The organism is Allosaccharopolyspora coralli (genome assembly GCF_009664835.1).
Taxonomy (GTDB): domain Bacteria; phylum Actinomycetota; class Actinomycetes; order Mycobacteriales; family Pseudonocardiaceae; genus Allosaccharopolyspora; species Allosaccharopolyspora coralli.
The window spans coordinates 4806103-4832009 of record NZ_CP045929.1 but is presented as its reverse complement, the minus strand read 5'-3'; the positions used below and the strand labels follow the sequence as shown (position 1 = coordinate 4832009).

25 protein-coding genes are annotated in these 25907 nt (G+C 69.6%); 11 read left to right on the top strand and 14 right to left on the bottom strand.

Annotated features, from left to right (window positions below; genetic code table 11):
- Positions 1 to 567: 567 nt before the first annotated feature.
- The 8 genes from rpmH to GIY23_RS22510 all read left to right on the top strand — a co-directional run bounded on the left by rpmH (position 568) and on the right by GIY23_RS22510 (position 6019).
- On the top strand, positions 568 to 705 hold the full coding sequence (rpmH, locus tag GIY23_RS22545) for a 50S ribosomal protein L34 (protein WP_154078481.1): 138 nt from the start codon (positions 568 to 570) through the stop codon (positions 703 to 705).
- An 11-nt stretch (positions 706 to 716) separates the two neighbouring features.
- Complete coding sequence (rnpA, locus tag GIY23_RS22540; protein WP_154078480.1) at positions 717 to 1142, top strand: ribonuclease P protein component; 426 nt, start codon at positions 717 to 719, stop codon at positions 1140 to 1142.
- Entirely contained in the window at positions 1142 to 1477 is a 336-nt protein-coding gene (yidD, locus tag GIY23_RS22535; RefSeq protein WP_154078479.1) for a membrane protein insertion efficiency factor YidD, read from the top strand. The genes rnpA and yidD overlap by 1 nt, the downstream gene beginning before the upstream one ends.
- A gap of 6 nt (positions 1478 to 1483) precedes the next feature.
- Positions 1484 to 2473: a membrane protein insertase YidC gene (gene yidC, locus GIY23_RS22530; RefSeq protein WP_154078478.1), complete on the top strand. Its 990-nt coding sequence runs from the start codon at positions 1484 to 1486 to the stop codon at positions 2471 to 2473.
- Positions 2474 to 2506: 33 nt separating this feature from the next.
- Positions 2507 to 3061 carry a Jag family protein gene (locus GIY23_RS22525; RefSeq protein WP_154078477.1) on the top strand — a complete coding sequence of 185 codons (555 nt, stop codon included), beginning with the start codon at positions 2507 to 2509 and terminating at the stop codon, positions 3059 to 3061.
- Positions 3062 to 3303: 242 nt separating this feature from the next.
- Complete coding sequence (gene rsmG, locus GIY23_RS22520) at positions 3304 to 3999, top strand: 16S rRNA (guanine(527)-N(7))-methyltransferase RsmG (protein WP_154078476.1); 696 nt, start codon at positions 3304 to 3306, stop codon at positions 3997 to 3999.
- A gap of 143 nt (positions 4000 to 4142) precedes the next feature.
- Positions 4143 to 4997 (top strand): ParA family protein, encoded by an 855-nt coding sequence (locus GIY23_RS22515; RefSeq protein WP_154078475.1) that lies wholly within the window; start codon positions 4143 to 4145, stop codon positions 4995 to 4997.
- On the top strand, positions 4994 to 6019 hold the full coding sequence (locus GIY23_RS22510) for a ParB/RepB/Spo0J family partition protein (RefSeq protein ID WP_154078474.1): 1026 nt from the start codon (positions 4994 to 4996) through the stop codon (positions 6017 to 6019). The genes GIY23_RS22515 and GIY23_RS22510 overlap by 4 nt, the downstream gene beginning before the upstream one ends.
- Before the next feature lie 68 nt (positions 6020 to 6087).
- Here GIY23_RS22510 and GIY23_RS22505 read toward each other — a convergent pair whose 3' ends face one another.
- A complete protein-coding gene (locus GIY23_RS22505) occupies positions 6088 to 7032 on the bottom strand; it encodes a D-alanine--D-alanine ligase family protein (RefSeq protein ID WP_154078473.1) in 945 nt (314 codons plus the stop codon).
- 121 nt (positions 7033 to 7153) lie between these two features.
- Positions 7154 to 8476, bottom strand: coding sequence for an aminotransferase-like domain-containing protein (locus tag GIY23_RS22500; RefSeq protein ID WP_154078472.1), 1323 nt, complete (start codon positions 8474 to 8476; stop codon positions 7154 to 7156).
- 262 nt (positions 8477 to 8738) lie between these two features.
- Between GIY23_RS22500 and GIY23_RS22495 the strand changes: the two genes are divergently transcribed.
- Entirely contained in the window at positions 8739 to 9362 is a 624-nt protein-coding gene (locus GIY23_RS22495; RefSeq protein WP_154078471.1) for a GNAT family N-acetyltransferase, read from the top strand.
- 72 nt (positions 9363 to 9434) lie between these two features.
- Here GIY23_RS22495 and GIY23_RS22490 read toward each other — a convergent pair whose 3' ends face one another.
- From GIY23_RS22490 to GIY23_RS22445, 10 genes are all read right to left on the bottom strand, one after another.
- A complete protein-coding gene (locus GIY23_RS22490; protein WP_154078470.1) occupies positions 9435 to 10595 on the bottom strand; it encodes an amidohydrolase family protein in 1161 nt (386 codons plus the stop codon).
- An 80-nt stretch (positions 10596 to 10675) separates the two neighbouring features.
- Complete coding sequence (locus GIY23_RS22485) at positions 10676 to 11827, bottom strand: N-acetylmuramoyl-L-alanine amidase (protein ID WP_154078469.1); 1152 nt, start codon at positions 11825 to 11827, stop codon at positions 10676 to 10678.
- A gap of 650 nt (positions 11828 to 12477) precedes the next feature.
- Positions 12478 to 12804 (bottom strand): thioredoxin, encoded by a 327-nt coding sequence (gene trxA / locus GIY23_RS22480; RefSeq protein WP_154078468.1) that lies wholly within the window; start codon positions 12802 to 12804, stop codon positions 12478 to 12480.
- Positions 12805 to 12902: 98 nt separating this feature from the next.
- Positions 12903 to 13907 carry a thioredoxin-disulfide reductase gene (gene trxB / locus GIY23_RS22475; protein WP_154078467.1) on the bottom strand — a complete coding sequence of 335 codons (1005 nt, stop codon included), beginning with the start codon at positions 13905 to 13907 and terminating at the stop codon, positions 12903 to 12905.
- 263 nt (positions 13908 to 14170) lie between these two features.
- Positions 14171 to 15052, bottom strand: a complete 882-nt coding sequence (locus GIY23_RS22470) for a hypothetical protein (RefSeq protein WP_154078466.1) — start codon at positions 15050 to 15052, stop codon at positions 14171 to 14173.
- Positions 15049 to 15657, bottom strand: a complete 609-nt coding sequence (gene sigM, locus GIY23_RS22465; RefSeq protein ID WP_154078465.1) for an RNA polymerase sigma factor SigM — start codon at positions 15655 to 15657, stop codon at positions 15049 to 15051. The genes GIY23_RS22470 and sigM overlap by 4 nt, the downstream gene beginning before the upstream one ends.
- Before the next feature lie 190 nt (positions 15658 to 15847).
- On the bottom strand, positions 15848 to 17458 hold the full coding sequence (locus GIY23_RS22460) for a protein kinase family protein (protein WP_154078464.1): 1611 nt from the start codon (positions 17456 to 17458) through the stop codon (positions 15848 to 15850).
- Between the two features lie 94 nt (positions 17459 to 17552).
- On the bottom strand, positions 17553 to 19340 hold the full coding sequence (gene murJ / locus GIY23_RS22455) for a murein biosynthesis integral membrane protein MurJ (RefSeq protein WP_228717455.1): 1788 nt from the start codon (positions 19338 to 19340) through the stop codon (positions 17553 to 17555).
- Between the two features lie 85 nt (positions 19341 to 19425).
- Positions 19426 to 21882, bottom strand: coding sequence for a DUF6049 family protein (locus GIY23_RS22450; RefSeq protein ID WP_154078462.1), 2457 nt, complete (start codon positions 21880 to 21882; stop codon positions 19426 to 19428).
- A complete protein-coding gene (locus GIY23_RS22445) occupies positions 21879 to 22439 on the bottom strand; it encodes an NUDIX domain-containing protein (RefSeq protein ID WP_154078461.1) in 561 nt (186 codons plus the stop codon). Before GIY23_RS22445 ends, GIY23_RS22450 begins: the two co-directional genes overlap by 4 nt.
- A gap of 104 nt (positions 22440 to 22543) precedes the next feature.
- Between GIY23_RS22445 and GIY23_RS22440 the strand changes: the two genes are divergently transcribed.
- Positions 22544 to 24073, top strand: coding sequence for a CCA tRNA nucleotidyltransferase (locus tag GIY23_RS22440; protein ID WP_154078460.1), 1530 nt, complete (start codon positions 22544 to 22546; stop codon positions 24071 to 24073).
- 317 nt (positions 24074 to 24390) lie between these two features.
- A complete protein-coding gene (locus GIY23_RS22435) occupies positions 24391 to 24963 on the top strand; it encodes a YqgE/AlgH family protein (RefSeq protein WP_154078459.1) in 573 nt (190 codons plus the stop codon).
- On the opposite strand, the gene GIY23_RS22430 is transcribed toward GIY23_RS22435, so the two are convergent.
- A complete protein-coding gene (locus tag GIY23_RS22430) occupies positions 24956 to 25327 on the bottom strand; it encodes an SdpI family protein (RefSeq protein WP_154078458.1) in 372 nt (123 codons plus the stop codon). The two genes, GIY23_RS22435 and GIY23_RS22430, sit on opposite strands and share 8 nt — an antisense overlap.
- A gap of 2 nt (positions 25328 to 25329) precedes the next feature.
- Positions 25330 to 25686 (bottom strand): SdpI family protein, encoded by a 357-nt coding sequence (locus tag GIY23_RS22425; RefSeq protein WP_154078457.1) that lies wholly within the window; start codon positions 25684 to 25686, stop codon positions 25330 to 25332.
- Positions 25687 to 25907 lie beyond the last annotated feature (221 nt).

The window sequence follows — 25907 nt, the reverse complement described above, 5'->3', positions numbered from 1 at the left end:
AGCGGCGGGTGATACAGGTGTCCACAGAGTTGTCCACAGCTGTGTACGAAGGTACGACAAAGCACCGTCGTGACCCCCCGTGGGGCCCGCGCGCTCCGGTACTCCACCTCTCCGGAACGTGTGGGACTGCGGTCGGAGAAATCGACGACTCCCACACCGCCAGTTTCTCGATCGCAGACGGCGACGCTAACAACCCCCGGCGCCGGGGACAAGGAGATCGGAGCAACGCCCACTGCACGGGTTCGGGTACGCCCCGAACGGCGTAGAGTTCGCGCGGGTTGATCTACGTCGGTCGTTTCGTGGCGGAACCCACCTCGTCGGCTGCTGGTCTGGGGAAGCGGCGGGAACAGTCGGCGCCCCGTTCTCGACCACAGCCCTCGATTCGCGCGCCCCGGGAGTCGTAGCCGACCCCGAATTCGCGGTGGGCCGAGGCGGTGCGTACTCTCGTACGGTCCCCCGCCACCAGCGCGGGCGAGTTCACGCGCGCATTCGCGACACGGTGACGTGCTGGGGGACGAACTGACCGACACGGCCATCTTGCGCCTGAAGTAACCAGGAGACCCGACCGTGAGCAAGCGCACCTTCCAGCCGAACAATCGTAAGCGGGCCAAGACCCACGGGTTTCGGCTGCGGATGCGGACCCGTGCCGGGCGCGCCATCGTCGCGGCCCGCCGCAGGCGGGGCCGCAACAAGCTGACTGCCTGAGCGTCGCCGGCGTGCTGTCCGCGGCCAACAGGCTCACCAGGAGCGCCGACTTCGGTCTGACCGTTCGCCGCGGCCGCCGAGCAGGCCGGTCACGCCTGGTCGTCCATCTCCTGCGACCGCAGGCACCGGAGTGCTCCGCACCGGCAGCACACGACGGTTGGCCCACCCGGGGCGGGAGTACACCGCCCCGGGTGGGTTTTGTCGTGAGCAAATCCGTCGGGGTGGCCGTCGTGCGGCACCGCGTGAGCAGGCGGCTGCGGCATCTGTTTCGCGACCTGGCCCCCCGGTTACCCGGTGGCACACTGGTAGTGGTCCGCGCGCTGCCGTCCGCGGCGCAGGCGTCCAGCCGGGAGCTGGGAGCGGACCTGATGTCGGCGCTGACCAAGCTGCGCGCGCTCGACAGCACCGAGGAGCAGCACACGACGGACCACCAGTGATGACGCAGGACGCACCCGACGACGTGACCCGTGACGCGCGCGAGGACCCACCTCCGCGACCGGGTCCGCTCGCCTGGGTGCTGCTTGTCCCAGTGCACGCGTACCGGTGGGTGCTGTCCCCGATTCTTCCGCCGAGCTGCCGGTTCTACCCGAGTTGCAGCGAGTACGCCGTCGAGGCGTTGACCGTGCACGGCGCGTTCCGGGGCTCGTGGCTGACCCTGCGGCGGCTCGGCAAGTGTGGTCCCTGGCACCCTGGTGGCCTGGACCCGGTCCCGCCCCGGCGCCATCGATCTTCAACGGTCGACCGAGTCCACCCCCGTGACGGCGAGGAGTAACTTCGCGTGCTCGACTTCATCAACTACCCGGTGTCGGCGATCCTCTGGGTCTGGCACCAGGTGTTCGGGTTCGTGCTGGATCCGACCAGCGGCATCGCGTGGGCGCTGTCGGTGGTCTTCCTCGTGATCACGTTGCGAGCGCTGCTGTTCAAGCCGTTCGTGCACCAGGTCCGGTCCATGAAGAAGATGCAGGAGTTCGCTCCGCAGATTCAGGAACTGAAGGACAAGCACGGCGACGACCAGCAGAAGTTTGCCCAGGAAATGCAGAAGCTGCAGGCGGAACAGGGTTTCAACCCGCTCAGCGGCTGCCTGCCGATCCTCGTGCAGATCCCGGTGTTCATCGGTCTGTTCCAGGTGCTCAACGGGTTCCGTCCAGGTGCGGAGCAGAACTTCGTCTTCGATGCCGCCGGTGTGTCGTCCTTCGTGGAGGCCGACCTGTTCGGTGCGACGTTGTCGACGGCGATGAGCCGCCCGGCCGAGGTGCTCGCCTCCTTCGGCACCGACCGCCCGTCGATGTTCGCGGTCGGTGTGCCGCTCATGATCGCGGCCGCGATCGCCACGCACTTCACGGCGCGCCACTCGATCCAGCGACAGACGGCGTCGGCGAGCACGCCGCAGGCGGCGATGATGAACAAGCTGATGCTGTGGGCCTTCCCCGCGTTCGCCCTCGTCGGTGGGCCGTTCCTGCCGTTGGCGATCCTCATCTACTGGCTGGCGAACAACCTGTGGACGCTCGGTCAGCAGCGCATCGTCTACAACAAGATCGACCGCGAGGAGGCCGCGGCGAAGGCAGCCGAACCGCAGGCCCCCGCCGCCCTGGACAGCGCCGCCTCCGGGTCGCATGCTGCACCGGAGATCGAGGTCGCGACTGCCCCGGCGACCGAAGCGGTCGCATCGACGAGCGGTCGCGAGGCCGCCACCGAACAGCCCGGCCAGGTGCCCGGGATCACCGAAGACCGTTCCCGCGACACCGACGATCCGGGAACTGCCCGGTGACCCGGTCGCGAACCCGTGGAGAGGAGACGCCGCGTGTCTGAAACCGTGCAGGACCCGGCCCAGGACACCGAGGTCGACGCGACGACCGAGGACCAGGCGGACGAGCAGTCGCAAAGCAAGACCGAGACCTTGCTGGTACAGGAAGGCGACGTCGCGGGCGACTACCTCGAGCGTCTGCTGGACCTGCTCGACTACGACGGAGACATCGATCTCGACGTGGAGGCCGGCCGTGCCGTGGTGAGCATCGACGGCGGTAGCGACCTGGAGAACCTGGTCGGCTCGCGCGGTCAGGTCCTGGAGGCGTTGCAGGAGCTGACCCGACTGGCCGTCCAGCAGGACACCGGCGTGCGCAGCAGGCTCATGTTGGACGTCGGCGGCTGGCGCGCCGGGCGGCGTAAGGAGCTCAGTGATCTGGGTACGTCCACCGCCAAGGAAGTCCTGGACAACGGCGAGAAGACGCGACTGCGTCCGATGACGCCGTTCGAGCGCAAGATCGTGCACGACGCTGTGGCGTCGGTCGACGGCGTCCAGAGCGAGAGCGAGGGCGAAGAACCCAACCGGAAGGTCGTCGTCTTCAAGGCGAGCTGAGGCTCCGTTCCTCGTGTGCCCCACGGTCGTCGCGGCCGTGGGGCACACGTGTGTCTGCGCCTGTTTCACGTGAAACCACCAAATGTCGTTTTGTCGACATCCTCCGGTCGGATCGAGGATTGAATCGTGGGTTCGTGTCAGGCGGCGGTCGGGCATCCGGCAAGCTGGGCGGTGCTCCGGTTCGGCGGAGCGGTGTTTCACGTGAAACAAGCGAGATCGAGTGTGGGTTGAGGGAGACCGGAGTGGAGCGAACCCCAGAACTGGCGGCGGAGGTCTTCGGGGACCGGGTGGCGCTCGCCGAGTGCTTCACCGAGCTGCTGACCGAGGAGGGACTGCGGCGCGGACTCATCGGTCCCCGTGAGATCGGGCGGTTGTGGGAACGCCATGTGTTGAACTCCGCCATCTTTGCGGAGTTGCTGACACCGAATTGCCGCGTGGTGGACGTAGGCTCTGGGGCGGGCTTGCCGGGCATCCCGTTGGCCATCGCTCGCCCCGATGTACACCTCACCCTGCTCGAGCCGATGGCGCGACGGGTGACGTGGTTGGAAGAAGTCATCACCGAACTCGCGCTCACAGTGGACGTGGTGCGCGGACGTGCCGAGGAGGGCCCGGTGCGCGACCGGTTGGCGAACCACGACGTGGTGACGGCTCGTGCCGTTGCGCCGATGGAGCGGCTCGCGCGTTGGTGCCTGCCCCTGCTGCGTCCGGGTGGCACGTTGCTCGCGTTGAAGGGCTCCAGCGCGGCCGACGAGCTCGAACGGGATGCCGAGTCGATTCGTGCCGCCGGGGGCGATCACACGGAGATCGTCGTCTGCGGCGAAGGAAAACTTGAGGTACCGACGACCGTCGTGGTGGTGGAGCGGACAGCGCAGGTCCGTGCCGCCACCGGTCGGCGTCGCGCAGGTGCGCGTCGAACCAGGAAGGATCGCGGACGGTGAATTCGGAGTCGGACGGAAACGGTCGTGTTTCACGTGAAACAAGGGGGCGCGCCTCGGGGAGCCTGCGGTTCCCGTCGACGGCAGCCTCCGGTGGCGAGGGTGCGTCAGCCCCGGCGAGTCCGGATATCGGTTGGACGCCGATCATGGAGGAAGCGGAACGGGCCACCCGCGTGCTGCACCCCGAGAATCAACTTCCCCGCCCCACCCGGCGGCGCATCATCACCGTCGCCAACCAGAAAGGCGGTGTCGGCAAGACCACGAGCACGGTGAACCTCGCCGCGGGCCTCGCGCTCCAAGGTCTCACGGTTCTCGTGATCGACCTCGACCCGCAGGGGAACGCGAGCACCGCGCTCGGTGTGGACCACCGATCCCACGTGCCGTCCGTGTACGAGGTCCTGCTCGGTGAGATCACTGTCGCCGATGCCGCCGCGCCGAGTAGTCAGGCGAGCAATCTCTACTGTGTGCCGGCGACGATCGACCTCGCAGGCTCGGAGATCGAGCTCGTCAGCATGGTCGCCCGCGAGGGGCGCCTCAAGGAGGCGCTCAATTCGGAAGCGGTCGAGAGGTTGGCCCCGGACTACATCTTCGTGGACTGCCCGCCCTCGCTCGGGCTGCTCACAGTGAACGCGATGGTCGCCGCACACGAGGTGCTGATCCCGATCCAGTGCGAGTACTACGCGCTGGAAGGGCTGGGCCAGCTGCTCAACAACATCGAGCTCGTGCAGGCACACCTCAACCCCGCGCTGTGGGTGTCCACGATCCTGCTCACGATGTACGACGGGCGGACCAAGCTCGCGGATCAGGTGACGAGTGAGGTTCGCGGACACTTCGGTGACCTGGCGCTGCGGACGGTGATTCCCCGGAGTGTGAAGATCTCGGAGGCGCCGGGATTCGGCCAGACGGTGTTGACCTACGACCCGGGGTCGCGGGGTTCGATGAGTTACCTGGATGCGGCGAAAGAGATCGCCGAACGCGGCGCGGAGAGGAAGTCGGCATGACCGAGCGTCGGGGTGGTTTGGGACGGGGTCTCGCCGCGTTGATTCCGAGCGGCCCCCCACCGGGGTCGTCGGGTGAGCCGATGGAGTCCGTGACCGTGCGCGGGCCGGGATTCACGACATCAGTTCCTCCTGCCCCGATCGGGACGCCCGGGCAGAACGGCGATGTTTCACGTGAAACCGCCGACGGCGTCGCGGGCGCGGTGTACCGGGAGGTCGACCTCGAGGCGATCACACCGAACCCACGGCAGCCGCGCACGGTGTTCGACGAGGAAGCACTCGCCGAGCTGGAGCACTCGATTCGCGAATTCGGTCTGCTGCAACCGATCGTCGTGCGCGACCTCGGGGACGACCAGTTCGAACTCATCATGGGTGAGCGGCGCTGGCGAGCGTCGCAGCGGGCCGGCCTGGAGACCATTCCGGCGATCGTGCGTCAGACGCAGGACGACGACCTGCTCCGGGACGCGTTGCTGGAGAACATCCATCGGGTGCAGCTCAACCCGCTGGAAGAGGCGGCGGCGTACGCGCAGTTGCTCGAGGAGTTCGACGTGACACATGACGAGCTCGCGGACCGGATCGGCCGGAGTCGTCCGGTCATCACGAACACCATCCGGTTGCTGCGGCTCCCTCTCCCCGTGCAGCGGCGGGTCGCGGCCGGGATTCTCTCGGCGGGGCATGCTCGGGCGCTCATGTCGGTGGAAGATCCGAACGATCAAGAAGAGCTCGCGACGCGGATCGTGGCAGAGGGTCTGTCCGTCCGAGCGACGGAAGAAGCGGTGACGCTGAAGAAGAGCGATGCACCCGCGAAGCAGAAACCCGCTCCCCGAAAGCAGATGGAGGCGCCGGGCTTGCAGGGGTTGGCCGAACGTCTCTCCGATCGGATGGACACCCGGGTCAAGGTCGAGTTGGGGCGCCGGAAGGGACGGATCGTCGTCGAGTTCGGATCGGTCGATGATCTGGAGCGTCTCGCCGAGATGATGTTGCCCGACGGGGCTTCCGAGGTGCGTGAACTAGACGATCAATGACACCGGGACGTTTCGTCACGGTGACGGCCCCTGTTTCACGTGAAACAGGGGCCGTTGTCGTCTCCGGGTCAGCGAACGAGGGAACGTTCGATCATTGTCGCGAAGACTTCGCCGAGCGACCGGTCGGCTGCCTCGACCGCCATCGGCAGCAGTGAGGTCTCGGTGAGGCCGGGTGACACATTCACTTCGAGGAAGTGCGGGACGCCGTTCGCGTCGATGATCGCGTCCGTCCGGGAGACGTCCCGGAGCCCCAGCGACTGGTGCGCGGCGAGCGCCAAGTCCCCCGCCGTCTTGGCGGTGGCGGCGGAGAGGTCGGCGGGGGCGTGGAAGGTCGTGAGTCCGGCCGTGTAGCGGGCGGTGTAGTCGTAGATGCCGTTGTCGGCCTTGATCTGGACCGCGGGGAGTGCCTCCGGCCCGTCCGGCCCGTCGACCACACCGACCGCGACCTCCGTGCCCTCGATGTATTGCTCGACGAGGACGGTGTCGCCGTACGACAGTGCACCGACCATCGCCGACGGCAGTTCCGACGCGTCGCGCACCACGCGGGCGCCGAGCGCGGAGCCGCCCTGGTCCGGCTTGAGCATCAGGGGCAGACCGAGCTTCGCCACGAGCGCGTCGAGTACCGCTTGGGCACCGAGCTCCCGGAACGTCGCGTGCGGCAACACCACCCAGTCCGGAGTGTGCAGACCGGCGCGCACCATCTCGGCTTTCGCCGTCGGCTTGTCCCACGCTCGCCTGCAGGCTCGGGAGTCGGTGCCGACATAGGGGACGTCGAGCATCTCCAGCACCGACTGCACGGCACCGTTCTCGCCCTCACCACCGTGCAGGGCGACGACGACGGCATCCGGTCGGTCGCCGTGGAGACGGTCGAGCAGTTGGGCATCGGCGTCCCACTCGGCGACGGTGACACCGACCGACCGGAGCGCGGCCGACAGGCGCCTGCCCGAGCGCAGGGACACGTCGCGTTCGTGGGAGAGGCCACCGGACAGAACGGCGACCCAGCGATCGGTCACGTCTCAGAACTCCTCTGAAGATCGTGGTCCACTGTGGTAATTCCGAAAACCATAGTGGACGGTGGGCGAATTGGTGCAGTGAAGGAAGGTTACGGCGCCACGAGATCAGTGAGGCATCGGGTTACGCCGTGTCGACCGACGGAGCGTCCGGTCCGGACACCGGGCGTTGCGGCACGGAGCCGAACGTGCGGACGAGGTCCAGTTCGTCGGTGATCGTGTTCGCGAGCCGCCGCACACCCTCCTGGATCCGTTCCGGTGTGGGATAGCAGAAGGACAGGCGCATCTGCCTGCTGCCGAGGCCGTCGGCGTAGAAGCCGGTGCCGGAGGCGTAGGCCACGCGCTGGGTCACCGCGCGGGGAAGCATCGCCTTGGTGTCCACCCCTTCCGGCGCGGTCATCCAGACCATGAAGCCGCCGTCCGGCCGGGTCCAGTCGCACCCCGGGGGCATGTGCTGCTCCAGCGCGCCGAGCATCGCGTCCCGGCGCTGGCGGTACTGCTCCTGGTAGGTCTTGATCTGCCCTTTCCAGTCGTGGGTCTCCAGGTAGCGAGACACGATCATCTGGTTCAGCGTGGGCGGGCACAACGTGGCCGACTCGGCGGCCAGGACCAGCTTCTCGCGCACGGCGTGCGGGGCGAGCACCCAGCCGACACGCAGCCCGGAGGCGAAGACCTTCGAGAACGAACCGAGGTACACGACGTTGTCCGGGTCCTGGCTGCGCAGTGCCGGGTAGGTCTGCCCGTCGAAGCCGAGCAGGCCGTACGGGTTGTCCTCCAGCACCAGGATGCCGTGGTGACGGCAGATCTCCAGGATCTCGGCGCGGCGGTGCACGGCGAGCGTGATGCCTGCCGGGTTGTGGAAGTTCGGGATGGTGTAGAGGAACTTGATGTTCTTTCCCGCGGAGCGGACCTTCGAGATCGCCTCGCGCAGCCCGTCCGGGTTGAGCCCCTCGTCGTCCATCGCGACGTGCACGACCTCGGCCTGGTAGGCGGAGAACGAACCGAGCGCACCCACGTACGACGGCCCCTCGGCCAGCACGACGTCACCGGGGTCGCAGAAGATCCGGGTCACCATGTCCAGAGCCATCTGGGAACCGACAGTGACCATGACGTCGTCCGCGTGCGCCGAGATGCCTTCCAGCTGCATGACCTCGCAGATCTGCTCACGCAGCCGAGGTACCCCGTGGGCGGACCCGTACTGCAGCGCCTGCTGTCCCTCCTCGACGATGAGGCGGGAGATCTCGTCGGCGAGCGAGTCCAGCGGGAGGGCGGCGAGGTTGGGCATGCCGCCCGCGAGGGACACGACCTCGGGGCGGTTGGCCACGGCGAAGAGCGCTCGAACCTCGGAAGCCGTCATCCCGGCGGTGCGCTGGGCGTAGCGGTCGAGGTGCGCGTCCAGGACGCGCTCGTGGGTGTTCTCGACCTCTTGACTTCCGTGGTCGGACATATCGCGCTCCGAAGTGTTCGAGGGTGCGCCGGCACGAGCGGACGAACCGCCGTACGGCGGTCGACCGAGTCTATCGGTGGTATCGCTGCTCGCTCCGCCCGTGTCACGCGGCGCCTCACGCGGTAGGGCGGAACGGTAAGCCATCTCACCCGTCCGAGGCGGCTCCACCGGAGCGGTGTGCTTTCGGTACGGCGGTCGGTGGACATACCCTGAGTCGACCCGCCGATCCGCGCGGGCCCCGCCCGTGTGCCGAGGAGGTCAGGTGTCGCGACGCGTCGTCGGCGTCACGCTGGACAACCTCGACGAGATGCCGCGCAAGTGCCGCCAGTGCGTGTACTGGGAGCTCGCACCGCACATCCGGGAGCAAGCGGAGGAGTTCGGCCAGACCGAGCTGGAGAAGGAAGCCTGGGTCTCGAGCGTGCTGCTCGACTGGGGCTCGTGCGGCCGAATCCTGTACGTGGACGGTGTCCCCGCCGGGTATGCGCTGTACGCGCCGCCCGCGGCCGTGCCGCGCGCTGCCTCGTTCCCGACGGCCCCGGTCAGCGCGGACGCCGTGCTGCTCACCGGCCTGCGGATCCAGAGCGATTTCGAGGCCGCCGGCCTGGGGCGCGTGCTGGTCCAGAACGTGGCCAAGGACCTCACCCGGCGCGGGGTGAAGGCGGTGGAGGCGTTCGCCGACCGTCAGGAGTCCGGTGACGGTTGTGTCGTTCCCGCCGGGTTCCTGGCACAGGTCGGGTTCAAGACGGTGCGCGAGCACCCCGAGTGGCCCCGGATGCGGCTGGAGCTGCGCACCGCGATCTCCTGGAAGGAAGACGTCGAGGCCGCCTTGGAGCGCCTGCTGAGCACAGTCTCGGTGCAGACGGCGGAGCCGACGTTCGGCCGCTGAGAAGGCGGCTCAGAGCGCAGTGCGCATTCAGGCACTTGGGTGGTCCGGTCCTGCCGGTTCCCACATTCACTCTCAGGCCGCGTCCGGGAGCCGGAGCAACCGGCGTGCGTTGCCGTGAGCGATCTTGCGGCGGTCGCTCTCACTGATCGGGGCGTTCTCGATCCAGGCCGTCGCCCGGTCGGTCTCCGCGTACGGGTAGTCGACGGAGAACAGGATGCGGTCCGCGCCCACCGTCAGCAGCGCGCTGATCAGCGCCTGATCGGAGAAGTGGCCGCTGGTGGTGACGTGGATGTTGTCGGCGAAGTACTCGGCCAGCGTCTTCCGGGGTCGTTTGTCGAACGGGTTGAGGTCGAAGCAGTACTGGGTGCGCCAGAGTTGCGCCGGCAACCCCTCGCCGAGATGGCCGAGGACGAGTTGCAGCTCGGGGTGCCTGTCGAACAGGCCGGAGAAGATCAACCGGAGCGCGTGGGTCGCCGTCTCCGTCCCGAATCCCCAGGTCGCGCCGACCAGCTCGGGGTGACCGTGCAGGTTCGCGCTCGAGGACGGCAGTGGCGGGCGCGGATGCAGATACACCGGGACGCCGAGCTCGGTGGCTTCCTTCCAGAACACCTCGAAGCCGGGTTCGTCGTAGTAGCGCCCGGTGCCGGGAGCGGTGTCGTTGGTGTAGCCGTTGACCATGACGCCGACGAAGCCGAGGTCGCGGACGCAACGGCGCAGTTCGCTCGCGGCGGCGGCCGGATCCTGGAGGGGCACGGCGGCGAAGCCGGAGAACCGGTCGGGACGACGCCGGACCTGGTCGGCGAGCAGGTCGTTCAGCGACCGGGCGGTGCTCACGGCGGCGTCGGTGTCGGTGAGGACCTGCACGCCGGGTGCGGTGAGGGACAGGATCGCGCGTTCGACGCCGTGCGCGTCCATGGTGGCGAGCCGGTCGCCGTCGAATTCCGCGAGCCGGTGCATGATCGGCTCGTAGTACTCGGGCATCACGCCGCCACCTGCGGAGACCCGCGCCAGCTCGTCGGGGTCGTCCAGGATGCGCTGCGCACTCGCCGGGTCGAGGAAGTGCTCTTCCAACGCCACCTTCGGCAAGGCCATGGTGTCCCCGGTTTCGCTCGGCGCACGGTCGTCGTGATCGTCGACGACCGTGCGAGGCCGGTCAAGCACGCAGCCCTCGGTGGGCGAGTCCCGCTCAGGTGCATTGAGGAACTGGCGGTTGTGCCCGTAGGGCACGGTCATACGTGACCGGCCTCGACAGGGTGGGGGGGGGCTCCGGGACGGCGGTACCGGACCACCGACCTCAGTTCCACAATGCCTTCTCAGGCACCCTCGGCGCGGGCGAGCTCGTGGCGCAGCAGGTCGTCGAAGGTGAACGTGCCGGTCGGCTGATCGTCCTTGCCGAGCAGGTACAGCCGCTTCACCCCAACCAGCAACGCCTCGGCGATGACGTCCCGGAACGCGGGGTCGAGCAGTCGCCCGCGGTCGTCCGGATTCGTCAGGTAGCCCAGTTCGAGGCGCACCGCGGGCATCCGCGTCAACCGCAGGACCTCCCAGGTCTTCGGGTGCGTGCGGCAGTCCCGCAGGCCCGTGCGGGCCACGATCTCGCGTTGCAGGAAACCCGCGAGCGCTTCCCCGACGGTCGAGGTCGTGCCGTTGCCGGTGCCGAAGTGAAAGCTCGCCAGCCCTTGCGCACCGGGGGCGGTGTTCGCGTCCATGTGCAGGGACAGGAACAGGTCGGCGCCGGCCTCGTTGGCGAAGTTCGCCCGGTCGATCTCGTGCGGGCAGGCGTTCGGGCCGCGCGAGATCAGCGCCTCCATGCCGGTGGCGACCATCCGGCCTTCGAGGCGGCGCGCGAAGTCCCACGCCAGGTCGGCCTCGGAGACCCCGCCGACGACGATGCCGCGATCGGTACCCCCGTGGCCGGGGTCGATCACGATGCGTTTCCCGCGCAGTCGAGGACCGGCGTTGCGGACCTTCTCCTGCTCCCGCAGGTAGACGGGTCGTCCGCCGCGGACCTTCGGTGCGAGCTGCTTGAGCGCCCGCAGCGTCGCCGGCCCGCAGATGCCGTCGGCGTTGAGCCCGTAGTCGCGCTGGAAGCTGCGCAGCGCGTGCTCGGTCTGACGACCGAAGATGCCGTCCGGGCGACCGGCGTCGTAGCCCAGTTCCAGCAGCCGCTCCTGCAGCGCGAACACGTCGTCGCCGCTGACGGGCCGGGTGACCAGGTACGTCAGCGAGCGGTCGCCGAGCCTCCACCGTGCGTCGGTCAGCGCTCGGTAGGTCGCGGAACCGACCACGCCGTCGGTGATGAGGCCGCGTTGCTGCTGGAAGACCCGGACCGCGTGCTCCACGGCCCGGTCGAACGTGGCGGGACCCGGACGGCCGTTGGCTGCGGGCAGGAGACCCAGCGCAGCCAGAGTGTTCTTGATCTCGGCGACGGCCGGACCCATGTCACCCCGGTGGAGTTGCTGCATGCACTCCTCGCTCGGCTCGGGCGCCGGTGGACCGGCGCGAAGGATGTTCGGTCTCCCCCGGTTCGTGCGCCACCTGCCGGAAACGCGTGGAATCCGGCACGCCGCGCTGCTCATTGTGCCTTGCGCCCGACGACCTTTCGCCAAGGGCCACGCGGACCGCCCACACCGCGTCACCGACACCTCACGGATCAGCAGCGGTGCGGGTCACCGGAGGCGGGATCGACTGCTACTCAGAGCGCATTGTGGAACGTGGGCGGCGGTACCGGACCACCTCCCCAAGTACCCGGATGCCCTCTCAGGCCGACGGCCCCGCCGTCACTGTCTTCATCGACAGGACGGCGGGGCCGCGTTAGCCGGTACCGCCGATACGGAGTCACTGCTCACACGCCGGGGCACGCCCGGACGCGCACCGTGACCGCCGCGCGGGGAAGCCCTTGCTCAGAGGGCGTTGTGGAACCTGGGTGGGTGGTCCGGTACCGCCGCCCCAGTTCGCCCCTCGCGGCGTTGGGGTCCTCTTGAGTACCAGGTGTACGCGGCGAGAACCCCTGCCTTGCGAGGCACGAACTCCAAACGCCGGAACCCCTCACCGTGCCCCGGCTGGGCACGTATGACCGTGCCCTACGGGCACAAAAGACAGTTCAAATGCACGCTCAGAGGTACTCGTCGAGGTCGCTGAGCAGCGCCGCCTTCGGCTTGGCGCCGACGATCTGCTTGACCGCCTCGCCCTTGTTGAACAGCAGCAGCGTCGGAACCGACATGACCTGGTAGTCCCGCATGATGCTCGGGTTCTGGTCGATGTCGAGCTTGACGACGGAGAGCTTGTCACCGTGCTCGCCCGCGATCTCCTCGAGCACCGGCGCGACCATCTTGCACGGACCGCACCAGGTCGCCCAGAAGTCCACCAGGACGGGCTTGTCGCTGTTGAGGACCTTCGCCTCGAACGAGTCGGCGTCGACGGTCTCGGTGTTGCCTGCCATGTCATCTCCCTCTCGGTGGCCCTGTGGTTGACGGGCGCTGTGTGTCGCTGTCGGTCGGTGCCGCCGTCGTGCTCGTTGCGGCGTGACTGACGCGGTGGTCAGTGTGCCGCCGCGGTGGCGGCCGGTCCGTACCCGCCGCCCACGTGCTCGGCCGCGACCTCGGCGACCCCGGTGGACTCCTGCTCGGCGAGCCACCGTTCGGCGTCGATCGCCGCCGCGCAACCGGAACCGGCGGCGGTGACGGCCTGACGGTAGGTCTTGTCGACGAGGTCACCCGCGGCGAACACGCCGGGAACGCCGGTGTGCGTGGTCGGCTGCTGCACGAGCACGTAGCCCTCGTCGTCGAGTTCGACCTGACCCTTGACGGTTTCGCTGCGCGGGTCGTGGCCGATGGCGACGAACATGCCCGCCACCGGCAGCTCGGACTCCTCGCCGGTGACCGTGTCCTCGAGCCGCAGCGACGACACCGTGCCGTCACCGAGCACCTCGGTGACCGTGGAGTTCAGCTGCCACTTGATCTTGTCGTTGGCGCGAGCGCGCTCGAGCATGATCTTGGATGCGCGGAACTCCTCACGACGGTGGATGATCGTCACCGACTTGGCGAAGCGGGTGAGGAAGGTGGCCTCCTCCATCGCCGAGTCACCGCCGCCGACGACCGCGATGTCCTGGTCGCGGAAGAAGAACCCGTCGCAGGTCGCGCACGCCGACACACCGCGGCCGAGCAGTCGTTCCTCGCCGGGAACTCCGACGTAGCGGGCGGCGGCTCCCATCGCGAGGATGACGGCCTTCGCGCGGTACTCGGTTCCGTTGGCGCGAACGAGCTTGACGTCGCCGTCGAGTTGAATCTCCTCGACGTCCTCGGCCCGCAGCTCGGCACCGAATCGGTCCGCCTGGGAGCGCATCTGCTCCATCAGGTCGGGGCCCATGACGCCCTCGCGGAAGCCCGGGTAGTTCTCCACGTCGGTCGTCGTCATCAGGGCGCCGCCGAACTGGGTCCCTTCGAAGACGAGCGGTTCGAGCTCGGCCCGTGCCGCGTACACCGCTGCGGTGTAGCCGGCGGGACCGGAGCCCACGATGATCACGTTTCGGACGTCGCTGCTCACCGCGCCCCTTCCATAGTCCGTGCACCGAAGAGTGCGGGGTCGTCGCACATCGCCACTCGGGGCTGCCCTCGGGCTGGTGTATGCCCCGAGCGTGGGTGTGCGCTGTCTACACCCCGCTCAACACGATCCTATGCGGGTCTGTTCCCGCCTCGGTACGGCCGTTCGTGAGTGACCCCGCATGCCGTGCGGTGAGGCCTGCCACCAGGCGAGTGGTCGTGCTGGTGTCGGGCCGGAACTCCTGCCGGAAGGGGGTGCGCGGCGTCTCAGCTGCCGAACGTGGTGTCCGAGATCGTGGCCGGATTGCCCGGTCCGCAGTCGACCCCGACGGTGAGCAGGCGGAACTGTCCGATCGCGCCGGCGGGCAGGATCAACAGCTGCGCGGGCGTGCCGTCGAGTGTGACGCTGCGCGCACCGATCGGTGTTCCGCTGTCGACGCCGTTGGCCTGTAGACAGCCGAGCAGTCGCTCGGGTTCGGTGAGCGCCCCGAGCTGGTCCGAGCGCATGACCTCGGAGAACTGGCCGGGCGTCAACCTCGCCTCGCCACCCTGCAACGCCAGCGGTGGCGGACCGGACGGGGAGCCGCTCGGCGGAGGTGCCTCACCCGCCTGCTGGGACGTGTCGTCACCGCCGGTGAGCATCGGACCGAGGATCGCGACCCCGAGTACGGCAGCGGCGGCGGTGGCCAGTGCCGCGGTCCATCCAGCACGACGACGACGGCGGGAAGCGAGGTCGACCGGCCGCGCGCCGTGCCCGTCGGGTTGCCGGACCGGTTGCGCCGGGGCGGGACGCGTGGGCAGCTCGGTGACCGAAGCCTGGTACTGAGCCCGGGAGTGCAGTTCGTGCTCGAGTGCCTCGTCGAGCCGTGCGGCCACGTCTGTGGGGATTCCCATCTGCGCCACGTCGCCCGCTGCCCTGGTGTCGGCTGCCCCGCCGTCGCGGGTCAGTTCGCCGAACTCGCCCAGCTCGGCATCGGCCGCGTCGAGTGCCGCGAGCACCTCGCGGGCTTCGGGGTCGGCGAGGACGAGCGGCCGGATCCTGTCCGTCGTGTCGGCGTCCAACGCGCCGGCGTGGAAATCCGCCAGTACCTCGGGGGTCCACGGCGGCCCTACCGGCGGCGGGTCCGCACGCCGTTCGTCGCCACTCATCGTCCCTCCCGTCGATGCTCGGCCATCGCGTCATCTGGGACGTTCGCATCCGCACTCGGGTTCCGTAGGTGCCCCAGAAGTTTCGCGAGCTTCAACCGGCCGCGCGCGCAACGGCTCTTCACGGTGCCGCCCGCGACCCCGATCAGCGCCGCCGCCTCGACCACCGAGTAACCCTGGACGTCGACGAGCACGATGGCCGTGCGCTGGTCCTCGGGGAGTTCGGCCAGCGCGTCCTGGATCGCCATCCGAGTGTCGCGCTCGGCCATGAGGTCCCTGGGCGTCGCGGGCTCACCGGGCCCGTCCTCGGGTAACGGCACCGTCGGTCGCGCCTGCCTTCGCCGGATTCGGTCGAGACAGGCGTTCACGACGATGCGGTGCAGCCAGGTCGTGACCCGGGACTCGGCACGGAACGAACTCGCATTGCGGAAGGCCGAGATCATGGCGTCCTGCAACGCGTCGGCCGCTTCGTCGTGGTCCCGCATGGTGCGTAGCGCCACCGCCCACAACCGGTCCCGGTGTCGACGGAAGAGCTCCGAGAACGCGTGCGGGTCCCCATTGGCGTGCGCCGCGATGAGATCGGCGTCCGAACTGACGGAGGCAGACACGGATGAGCACTCTACTGATCGCCGCCGGAACCCAGAACTCCTCTCCCTGAAGATGTGCTCGGTGGGTCGGGTGGTTGAGAACCCGCGGGTGGTCCGGCTGCGTGCGTGGTGGCTGCTCAGCGGCTGCGCCGCTGACAAGACAGACGAAGCTCTTGTGAAGAGTGCTCAGTGACCAAGCCGTGTGGCGGTGTCAGGCAGCGGTGCCCAGCACGGTGACTTCGTTGAGCGTGGCGCGGAAGTTGCCCCCGGTCTCGTTCAGCTGGGTGACCCACACGACGATGTGGTCGGTGGGCTCGCTCGGCTGGATCGGGATGACGTTCTCGCCCTCGGTGAGATCGGCGGAACCGATCACGGGACTGGCCTCGATGTCCGGGGAACTGCTGTTCGTGGAGCGGATCTCGACCCGCACCCCTGGCGTCGCCGAGTCGACCACGACCTCGCGCAGGTTCGACGCCTGCTCGAGGCTCAGCACCACGCCGGTGCCCTCGGCGATCCCGCCGGGGCCGAGCTGCTGGAAATAGTCGAAGGTCGTCCAGTACGTCGCCGGGTCACCATCGATGAGGTTCGGGGCGCGGGACGGGCTGTCGGGCTCGCCGTACGGGTTGAACGCGGTCGCCTCGGAGGCGCCGACCGGTTCCGGCGGCGGTGGCGGTGGTTGCGCACCCTGCCCCGGGTTGCCGTGGTTGTCCCCGTCCTCGTGCACGACCACCGACGGGCCGGAACTGCTGGCAGGGCCTGCGAAGATCCCGATCACGCCCGCGGTGACCCAGCCGACCACGAGCAGCGTCGCCGCGCCGAGCACGCCCACGCTGATGAACAACTTCTTGCGGGTGGTCTTGTCCGGTTTGGGGTCCTCGGTGCGCCACACCTCGTTGTCGCGCGGCTCGCCGCCACTGGCGGGAACCGCCTGCATGACGCTGGTCGACGCTTCGTGGGAGGCGTGTTGTTCGAGGACCCGAAGCACCGCCGCCCCGGTGCGGACACCGCCGGTGGTGCCGGACTGGTCCGGGCTGCCGAGCGCGCGGACGGCGACCGTCGACAGCTCCATCGGCACCGTCGGGCGCAGCGTGCGCGGAGCGACGATCGTTCCGTCGGGGCCCTGCGGCGCCGTCGGCACGCCTTCCGGCCCGTCGGCCAACGACCAGCGGCCGGTGAGCAGCAGGTACAGCACCGCGCCGAGACCGCGCACGTCGTCGCTGGAGGACGCCGACGACAGTGGTCCGGGGAACGCCATCCGGATCTCGCCCTCGTTGGTCACCCGGATCCGCTGCGGATGATCGGCTCCGAGCACGAGGCCGGCGTGGTGGGCTGCCTCGACCGCAGCCGCCAGCGGCTGCGTCAACCGCGCCGCAGTGCCCGGAGGTAGCGGACCTTCGGCGACGAGATCGACGAGGTCGGTGCCGTGCGTCCATTCGGCGATCACCGCACCGAGGAAGCCACCGGGATCTTCGGGCGCGGGTGTCACGACGTCGAGCACCCTGGCGACGCCGACGTGGTTGAAGGTGCTCGCGTGCATCGCGCGTTCGAGGGTCCGGCGCGCACGGGCGGCGGCGCCGGAGTCGGACCGATCACCGAGCAGGATCGTCAGCGCGACGTCGCGGCCGAGAACGCCGTCCTTGGCGCGCCACAACTCCGCGTCGCAGCGGACGTCCGAACCGACGTGCGACAGCAGCCGGTACCTTCCGTGATCGAGCACGGCTCCCGGGACGAGCTCCTTCTCCCCAGCGCCCGAGTGCGTCGACTCGGAGGTGCCGGAGCCGTCCCGGTTCGATGGCGCCTGCTCGGTCGGTTTGCTGCTCACCTTCCCTCTCCCGCTCCTTCCGGTCCCGTCGGCGGCACGGCAGCCACCCTTCCACGCAAGGAGACTTCCGTGTCGAGAGTACGTGACGCGACCGTCAGCGACGACGCAACGCAGTCGCGAGCCGCCCGAACGCGGGTTGCAATTCGGCCACCCGCAGGACGTGCATCAGCCCGAAGATCACGGCGAGACCGATCAGGCCGCCAGCGATCAGCTGCAGCCACCCGGTTCCGAGCCCCGCGTCGCCCGCGATCGCACCGTCGACGCCGTACGCGACGCCCCACGCCACGAGTCCGCCGATCACGGACGCGAGCGTGGTTTTTCCGAGTGTGGCGAGCAATCGCCTGCTGCCCAGCGGCCCGAGCCGGTGGCGCAGCCAGACCTCCCCGACGAGCCAGCCGATCACGAACCCGAACGAGTTGACCACGGTGAGCCCGTAGACCACGTCCTCGGCGGGCAGGACCAGCGGCACCGCGATCGCGAGCGCGATCTTCACCACGGTCATGATCAACATGATCATGGTGGGGGTCCGCGCGTCCTTCATCGCGTTGAACGCGCGCATCTGCATCATCGTGATCGCGTACGGCAGCACCCCGAACGCGGAGACCGCGATCGCGAAACCGAGGTCCTCGGCGCGACTGGACGCCGCACCGAGGGAGAACAACGCCAGGGCGAGCGGCACGCCGAGCGCGGTCATCACGGCCGCGATCGGCAACAGCGCCACGGTGCTCAGCCGATTGCCCAGCGAGAGGTCCTCGATCAGCTTCGGGTAGTCCCGGTCGGCAGCGGCGGCGCTCATCCGAGGCAGGATCGCGGTCATCACCGAGAACCCGATCACGCCGTACGGCAACTGCAGCAGCATCCAGGCGTAGGTGTAGATCGACCACGCGCCGCCCGCTGCGCCGGTGCCGACGCGGGTGAGCACGGCGAGGCCGACCATGCTGATCGCCACGTAGCCGAGCATCCATGCGGTCAGCGCACCGAACTCGGAGAGCCTGCTGTCCCATTCGAGCCGCCACTGGAACCGAAATCCGGTCTTGCGCAGTGCGGGGATCTGGTACGCGGCCTGCACGAGCACACCGACGGTCACGCCGATGCCGAGCGTCAGCAGGTGCGGGTCGCTCATCCGCACCGGGTCGAGGGTGAGCTCGCCCGGGATCAGCGCGTAGACGCCGAGCGTGGCGAGCACCACGAGATTGTTCATCACCGGCGCCCACACCGGTGGGCCGAAGACCTGCTTGGACTGCAGGATCGCCGAGAACAGCGCGCTGGCGCCGTAGAACAGGATCTGCGGCAGCAGCAGGTAGGCGAACGCCGTGACCAGCGGCTGATTGGAGCTGTCGCCCGGGGTCACGAAGATCGCGGTCAGCAGCGGCGCGGCGAACAGCGAGAGCACCGTGCCCGCGCCGAGGATGATCGCGGCGATGCTGAGCAGGCGCTGCACGTACGCCTCGCCGCCGTCGGGATCGGACTTCGCCGCGCTCACCAGGACCGGGACGACGACGCTGGTGAGGACGCCGCCGAGCAGCAGCTCGAAGATGCTGTTCGGCAGCGTGTTGGCGACGGTGAACGAGTCGTTGGCGACCCCGAACCCGATGATCATGGCGAGGACGAACTTCCAGCCGAAGCCGGTGACCCGACTGATCAGCGTCGCGATCGCCATCGTGCTGCTGGCCTTGAGCAGCGACGGGCCGCGCGAACCGGCGGAGGGCTTCGGGATCACCTGAGTCTGCTCGGCGTCCGGGTCGGGCGGCGGCCCCGAGGTGTCCCCGACGGCGATCGGCTGGGTGAGTTCGGCCGCCCCCGCGGGCACCGCACGCCCGAGGGGTTCGGTCGGGAACTCTCCCGGCCGATCGACCGGTCCCGCCTGCCTGTCTCGGTTCACCAACTCAGTCCTTCGCTCCCGCGTCACCCCTGTGCACATCACCCGTGTGTGCGACGCGGAGACAGGATGTCAGTCCGCGTGCCGCTCACTGCCGGTGGTGTGGGTCCCCGGGCCACGCACCCACCGCACCGCGAGACTCCGCGTTCCAGGCGGGCGCCTTCCCGTCAGGATCGCGCGCCTGCTCGGTGCCGCCGGGGTTTTCGCTCCGCCCCGGTGTGTCGGACGCGGACCCGGACGAGGGGGCCGCTGAGCCGGCACCGTCCTCGGCGGTGTTCCTGCCGTTGCGGACGCGGCGCACGATCCGGCGTCCGGCGAGTGCGACGAGCAGCAGTCCCGCACCCGCGGTGAGCACGATCGTGAACGGCCCGTAGGCGTTCGACTCCAGCTGCAACCGGCGCGTGGATCCGAGCTGGGTCCCGCTCGGGGTCTGCACCGAGACGTCGACCCGGAACTCTCCGACCCGGCTCGTCTCCGTCTCCGGCCAGAACTGCCGCGAACCCTGCGCGGGGATCGCGAGCACGCCGAGGTCCTGCACCTCGAGGCCCGGATTGCGGGCCACCTTCAACTCGACGAACACGGTGACCGGCAGCCTGTTTGTCACCGTGAGCGGAATCGGGCTGTTCGATGCGGCGAGGGTGACCTTGCCGCTGAACTCGTCGACCTGGACACCGGCGAGCACCCCGTCGAGGGTCGACTCGCCGGTGTCCAGCCAGGTGCGCGCCGCGTCCGGCTCGCCGCGCCAGGCGCTGCTCGCGGCACGCAGCAGCCCGTTGCGCAGCGGGGTCGTGAGCACGCCTGGCTCGACGTCGATGGCCGGGTCCCGTTCGGACGACCGGAAGAGGTCGCCGACCTTGTAGTTGAGGGCGGCGAGGTCCTGGAGCAGGGCGGGACGGATCTCGTTCGCGCCGGCGAGCACGGGGTAGTTCAGCCGAGCAGGCGGCAGCTGTTCGCCAGGTGGTTCGGCCGGCTCTCGGTCGCCGTCGCCGCCCTGTTCGGGACTCTGCCCGCCTTCTTCGGGGGGCTGCCCGTCCTGCTCGGGCGGAGCCTGCTCGTCCGACCCGGACCCACCGTCGGCCCCGTCCGGCCCGGACGGAAGGCCTGCAGGGCGGACGAAGCCCTGCTCGGTGAGCTGCCGCAGACCACCGAGCAGGCCACGAAGGTCCCCTGCGGCGAGGTCCCATCGACGCGGAGGGGCGAGTACCGACGGGGCGGGCGGCTCGGTCTGCGTCCGGGCCCGGACGGTGAGGGCACCGAGCGCGTCCTGCGCGGTGAGCAGGCCGTTCCCGGGCGCGGGTGCGGGCGCGGTGCCCGTCTCGGCGCGCTGCGGGTCGAGGGCGGCGGTCAGCAGCGGGTCGATCGGCTGTGCCGTGGGCCGGTACTCGGGGTTGTCGGTGTCGACCGACACGGGTGCCCGTTCCTCGGCGGACAGGCCCAGCGCGGACGGCTGCGTGAGCAGTGTGTCGATCCCGAAGTCGCCCAGTTCGGAGGCGGCGGGCTCGCCGAGTGCGCCGTCGATCGGCCAGAGCACGTCGCGCCGCGTCTGCACGTTCAGTTCCCGCTCGATGAGGTCCGCGCCGTCGAGCGCGCCCTTGATGAGGTCGGGAAGGTCGGCGCGCCCGAGCGCGACGACGTCCGCGTCGGCGTAGGGCAGCGGGATCACACAGCGTCCCTGTGTCACCTCACGAAGCTGCCCCAGCCACAGCTCCGCCGCCCCGGCCCCGATGCCTTCCTGCAACGAGCCGTCGGGTTGCCGCACCTGGTACCCGTCCTGCATGGCACTGGCGGTGGCGATCAGATCGGGGTCGACGGCGAAACACAGGCCGCCTGCCAGGGGTGAGCCGGATCCGGCTTCCTCTCCGACGGCCTGGACGAGGTCGGACAGTCTCCCGCCGGGAGCCAGCGATTCCGACAGCTGGTCGTCGGCGAGGATCGTCCGCTGCCCCGGCGTCGCCTCCCGTTCCATCCGCGGCCGGTCGACGAGCGGGACCAGCAGGGTGGTCGGCGTCGCGGCCGGGGGCGGCGACGGTGGGTTGCCGGGCGTGGCGGTCACCGGCAGCAGGAACCGCCCTTCGGCGATGCGTTCCCTGCCGCCGTACTGCGGCTCGCCGTTGATGTTGACCAGCAGCGGATAGACGCCGTTGCGATCGATCTGCAGGCTGCTGGGCCCGCCGGCAAGCGGGATCCGCACCTCGAACGGGGCCTGCTGCTGGGGCGCGAGCGTGTCCGTGACGGGCGCGAACTGCGGCACCGTGGCGCTGGCGACGTCGTCTTGGAGTGCGCGCTGGACGTCGTCGGGGGCGTCGACGGCGTCACCGCGCTGCACGCGCGCCTCGAGGCCGGTGATGGTCCGGTCGCCGGTGTTGGTGATCCGCCCGCTGATCGTGACCTCGCCGGGCGCGCCCGGACCGACTACCGAGGGAGTGATGTCGGTCACTTCGAGTTGAGCGCGGCTCTCGCCCGGCTGGGCGGCGGCGGTGGTCGCGGTCAGCGGCAACAGAGCCAACGTCAGCAGCACGACGGCGACGGACGACAGGAACCTCACCCCGGCTCCGTCCCGGTGCACCCGGTCGAGGTCGCCACCGAACCCGGCGCGGCCGACGGAGGCGTGGCCTCGTCGCGCGCCGCGACCGCTTTGCGCACGAGTCGCCGCTCGTCGGCGTACGCCAAGGTCGTGTCCAGCTCACCCAGCGGCACCCACGCCACTTCGGTGACCTCCAGGTCCTCGTCGGAAAGTTCTCCGCCCACCGCGTCCAGCAGGAAGTGGTGCACCGTCTTGTGCACTCGTCGGTCGTCGGCCACGAACCAGTAGTCGATCATGCCGAGTGGGGCGACGACACGGCCGGTGATGCCCGTCTCCTCGGCGACCTCGCGGGCCGCGGCCTCTTCGGCGGTCTCACCTGCCTCGATGTGCCCCTTCGGCAGCGACCACAGCAGTGTGCCGCGCCGATCGAGTCTTCCGATGATGGCAGCGAGGCCTCGAGGCTCGTCGACCACCAGCCCCCCGGCGGAGGTTTCGTCGACCGTGCGGAGCCTGCGACGTCGGCGGCTTCGGCGACGCCCCGGTGCGGTGCCGCCGGAGCGGCCGGACGACGAGGCCATGCCGCCGATGGTAGTGCGCCGGGCGAGCGTCGGGCCGGAACGTGCGCGCCGGTGCGTCCGGCTGCGGTCGGGGCCCCGCCGCTGGGCCGATACCCTGGTTCCTCGTGTCACCCTCAGCTCACGACGACCTCCAGGGCGGTACCGCCGCACAGCTCCCGGCCTCGTCACACGGGGCGTCGCGGCCGGAGGAGCGCGAACGCGACGCGCAGCGCAACGCCGTCGTCGAGGTACTCCGTCTCGCCCCGCTCGCCGAGGAGCTCGCCGAGCGGTTCGCCGCGGCCGGGCATCAGCTCTACCTGGTCGGGGGAAGCGTGCGCGACGCCCTGCTCGGCAGGCTCGGCACGGATCTCGACTTCACCACGGACGCGCGACCCGATCGGGTGCGTGAGCTGCTCGACGGCTGGGCCGAGACGGTGTGGGACACCGGGATCGAATTCGGCACGCTCGGTGCGTACCGGCACGGCACGACGGTGGAGATCACCACGTTCCGCGCCGACAGCTACGACCGGGTGACACGGAACCCGGACGTCGAGTTCGGCGACACCCTCGACGGCGACCTGCTGCGCCGCGACTTCACCGTGAACGCGATGGCGATCGAGCTGCCGCAGCGTCGCTTCGTCGACCGGCACGGCGGCATGCCGGATCTGCTCGCGCGGCGGCTGGACACCCCGGCGACCCCGGAGGAGTCCTTCGCCGACGATCCGCTCCGGATGCTGCGTGCCGCGCGGTTCGCCGCGCAGCTCGGGTTCGCGGTGGCCGACCGGGTGCTCGCGGCGATGCGGGACATGGCCGACGAGCTGGCCCGGATCACTCCGGAGCGGGTGCAGGCCGAGCTGTCCAAGCTGCTGTGCGGTACCCACTCTCGGCGCGGGGTGGAACTGCTGGTGGAGACCGGCCTCGCCGACCACGTGCTGCCGGAGGTGCCTGGCATGCGGCTGGCCATCGACGAGCACCACCAGCACAAAGACGTCTACGAGCATTCGCTGACGGTGCTCGACCAGGCGATCGACCTGGAACAGGCCGAGCAGACCGAGCCGGACCTGGTGTTGCGCCTGGCCGCGCTGCTGCACGACATCGGCAAGCCTGCGACGCGCCGGTTCGAACCGGGCGGCGGGGTCAGCTTCCACCATCACGAAGTGGTGGGCGCGAAAATGGCCCGCAAGCGGCTGCGCGCGCTGCGGTACTCCAAGGAGGTCGTCAACGACGTCTCCGGATTGGTGTACCTGCACCTGCGCTTCCACGGCTACGGCGAGGGGAACTGGACCGACTCGGCGGTGCGCCGCTACGTCACCGACGCGGGGCACCTGCTGGAGCGGCTGCACAAACTCGTCCGGGCGGACTGCACGACCCGCAACAAGCGCAAGGCTCGCGCACTGCAGCGGGCCTACGACGAACTGGAGGAACGGATCGCGCGGATCGCGGCCGAGGAGGACCTGGCGAAGGTGCGTCCGGACCTCGACGGCAACGAGATCGTGCGGCTGCTCGGGGTCGAACCGGGCCCCGTCGTCGGCGAGGCGTGGAAGCACCTCAAGGAGGTCCGGCTGGATCGCGGCCCGATGGAGCGGGACGAGGCGGTGGCCGAGTTGTACCGCTGGGCGCGCGACCGAGGCCTCGATGTTCCTGGGGTGGACTGAGAGGCGCGGGCTGATGTGCGTTGGCGCTTGGGTGGCGGAACCTCAGCGCCCTCCTCGCTGCGGGATCGCTTTTTTGAGTAGCGGCCTACGCGGCGACATCGCTGTCCTCGCGAGGAGGGCGCTGAGAACCCGCGGGTGGTCGGGATCCCTACGCAGTGGGAAAGCGGGAAACCTGTTTCCGCTGGCGAGCGCTAATAGTAATAGTGAGTGTTATCTATCGATGATAGCGGTGAGTCGTTCTTCGTCGGCCGATCCGGAATCCGGGAAGTCCGGCCCTGCCGCGCCCGCACGCGCCACGGCGGTGAGATCATGTCGTCGTGGGATCGGACGCCGAGGTGGAGCCGGGGACGCTGCTGGTCGCGGCTCCCCAACTGCTCGACGACAACTTCCGTCGGACCGTCGTGTACGTGATTCATCATCGCGACGAGGGCACGCTCGGTGTGGTTCTGAACCGGCCGAGCGAGGTTCCGGTGCACGACGTGCTGCCGCAGTGGGGAGCGCACGCCAGCGACCCGCAGTCGCTGTTCGTCGGCGGCCCGGTGGAACAGCGCACCGCGATCTGTCTCGCCGCGCTGCGCGCCGGGGAGTCCCCGGAGGCGGTCGGCGGTGTCGTGGCCGTCAACGGCCCGGTCGGTCTGGTCGATCTCGACGGTGATCCGGACGAGCTCGTCCCTCGTACGCGCGGTCTGCGGTTCTTCGCCGGTTACGCGGGCTGGGACTCCGAACAGCTCGCCGGGGAGCTCGAGCGCGGCGACTGGCACGTCGTGCCCGCACTGCCGGACGACGTGATCGCCGCGCCGGGGGCCGACCTGTGGGGCCACGTCCTGCGCAGGCAGGGAGTGCCGATGGCCTATCTCGCTACCCACCCCGGGGACGTGCAGCTCAACTGACCGCTTCGTCGCTCGCCCGATCCACACGCCGGGATTCCCGCTCCCCGCGAACGGCACCGACGAACATGAACCCGGTGGCGCCGCAGGTGCCGAGCACGGCCACCGTCACCGACAACGCGCCCGGCTCGAGCAGCAGGATCCCCGCCACCGCCATGACCAGGAGCAGACTGCCTGCGTTCAGCAGCGCGGCCGAGACTCGGTGACCCGCGCGGATGGCGTCGTCGCTGACGGCCCTGGCCGGTGTCCGGAACCCGGTGATCCTGGTCTGGGGCACTCCGACGATCGGCTTGCGCACGAGCACGATCAGCAGCAGCCCCGATCCGATCAGGACGAGGCCCGCGACGACCTGCTCGGTTCCCGCCACACTCAGGCGCCGTGACTCTGCGCGGCGCGGTGTCCGCGAACCCCGCCCAGGATGACGAAGCCGAGCATCGCGGCCGTGCCGACGATGGCGATCCCCACTCCGAGCGGACCGCCTGCGGGTGCGAACAACACCGCGACTCCGCTGACCACCGAGATCACTCCGCCCAGCCGGGTCGCGGACGCGGCCTCACGGTTGCCGATGCGGAAGGCGTCGTCGCTGCGCATAGTCGCGGACGTGCGGACGCCGACGAACCGGTTCCGGCCGAGTCGTTCCTGCGCGGACCGGTGCGCGACGACCAGGAGCAGCACCCCGCCGAACAGCAGGACCCCGCACAGCAGGGTTTGGAGCGCGATGTTCACGCGCCGAGCTTACGGCGCGGACGGCCGGGTATGGGGGAACGATCCGGTTTCGGAGTGCATGTGGGAACTGGCCTCGGTGCCCGTAGGGCACCGTCCTACGTGACCAGCCACAGCAAAGTGCGGGGCTCCGGCGTTCGGAGTGCGTGCCTCGCAAGGCAGGGGTTCTCGCCGCGTTCTCGCCGCGTACAACCGGGTACTCAAGAGGACCCAACGCCGCGAGG

Coding starts and splice junctions, on each gene's coding strand:
- yidD (WP_154078479.1), top strand. CDS start 1,142: ATGACGCAGGACGCACCCGACGACGTGACCCGTGACGCGCGCGAGGAC.
- GIY23_RS22445 (WP_154078461.1), bottom strand. CDS start 22,439: ATGGCCTCGTCGTCCGGCCGCTCCGGCGGCACCGCACCGGGGCGTCGC.
- GIY23_RS22485 (WP_154078469.1), bottom strand. CDS start 11,827: ATGCAGCAACTCCACCGGGGTGACATGGGTCCGGCCGTCGCCGAGATC.
- GIY23_RS22510 (WP_154078474.1), top strand. CDS start 4,994: ATGACCGAGCGTCGGGGTGGTTTGGGACGGGGTCTCGCCGCGTTGATT.
- GIY23_RS22470 (WP_154078466.1), bottom strand. CDS start 15,052: ATGAGTGGCGACGAACGGCGTGCGGACCCGCCGCCGGTAGGGCCGCCG.
- GIY23_RS22500 (WP_154078472.1), bottom strand. CDS start 8,476: ATGTCCGACCACGGAAGTCAAGAGGTCGAGAACACCCACGAGCGCGTC.
- trxA (WP_154078468.1), bottom strand. CDS start 12,804: ATGGCAGGCAACACCGAGACCGTCGACGCCGACTCGTTCGAGGCGAAG.
- GIY23_RS22515 (WP_154078475.1), top strand. CDS start 4,143: ATGGAGGAAGCGGAACGGGCCACCCGCGTGCTGCACCCCGAGAATCAA.
- GIY23_RS22490 (WP_154078470.1), bottom strand. CDS start 10,595: ATGACCGTGCCCTACGGGCACAACCGCCAGTTCCTCAATGCACCTGAG.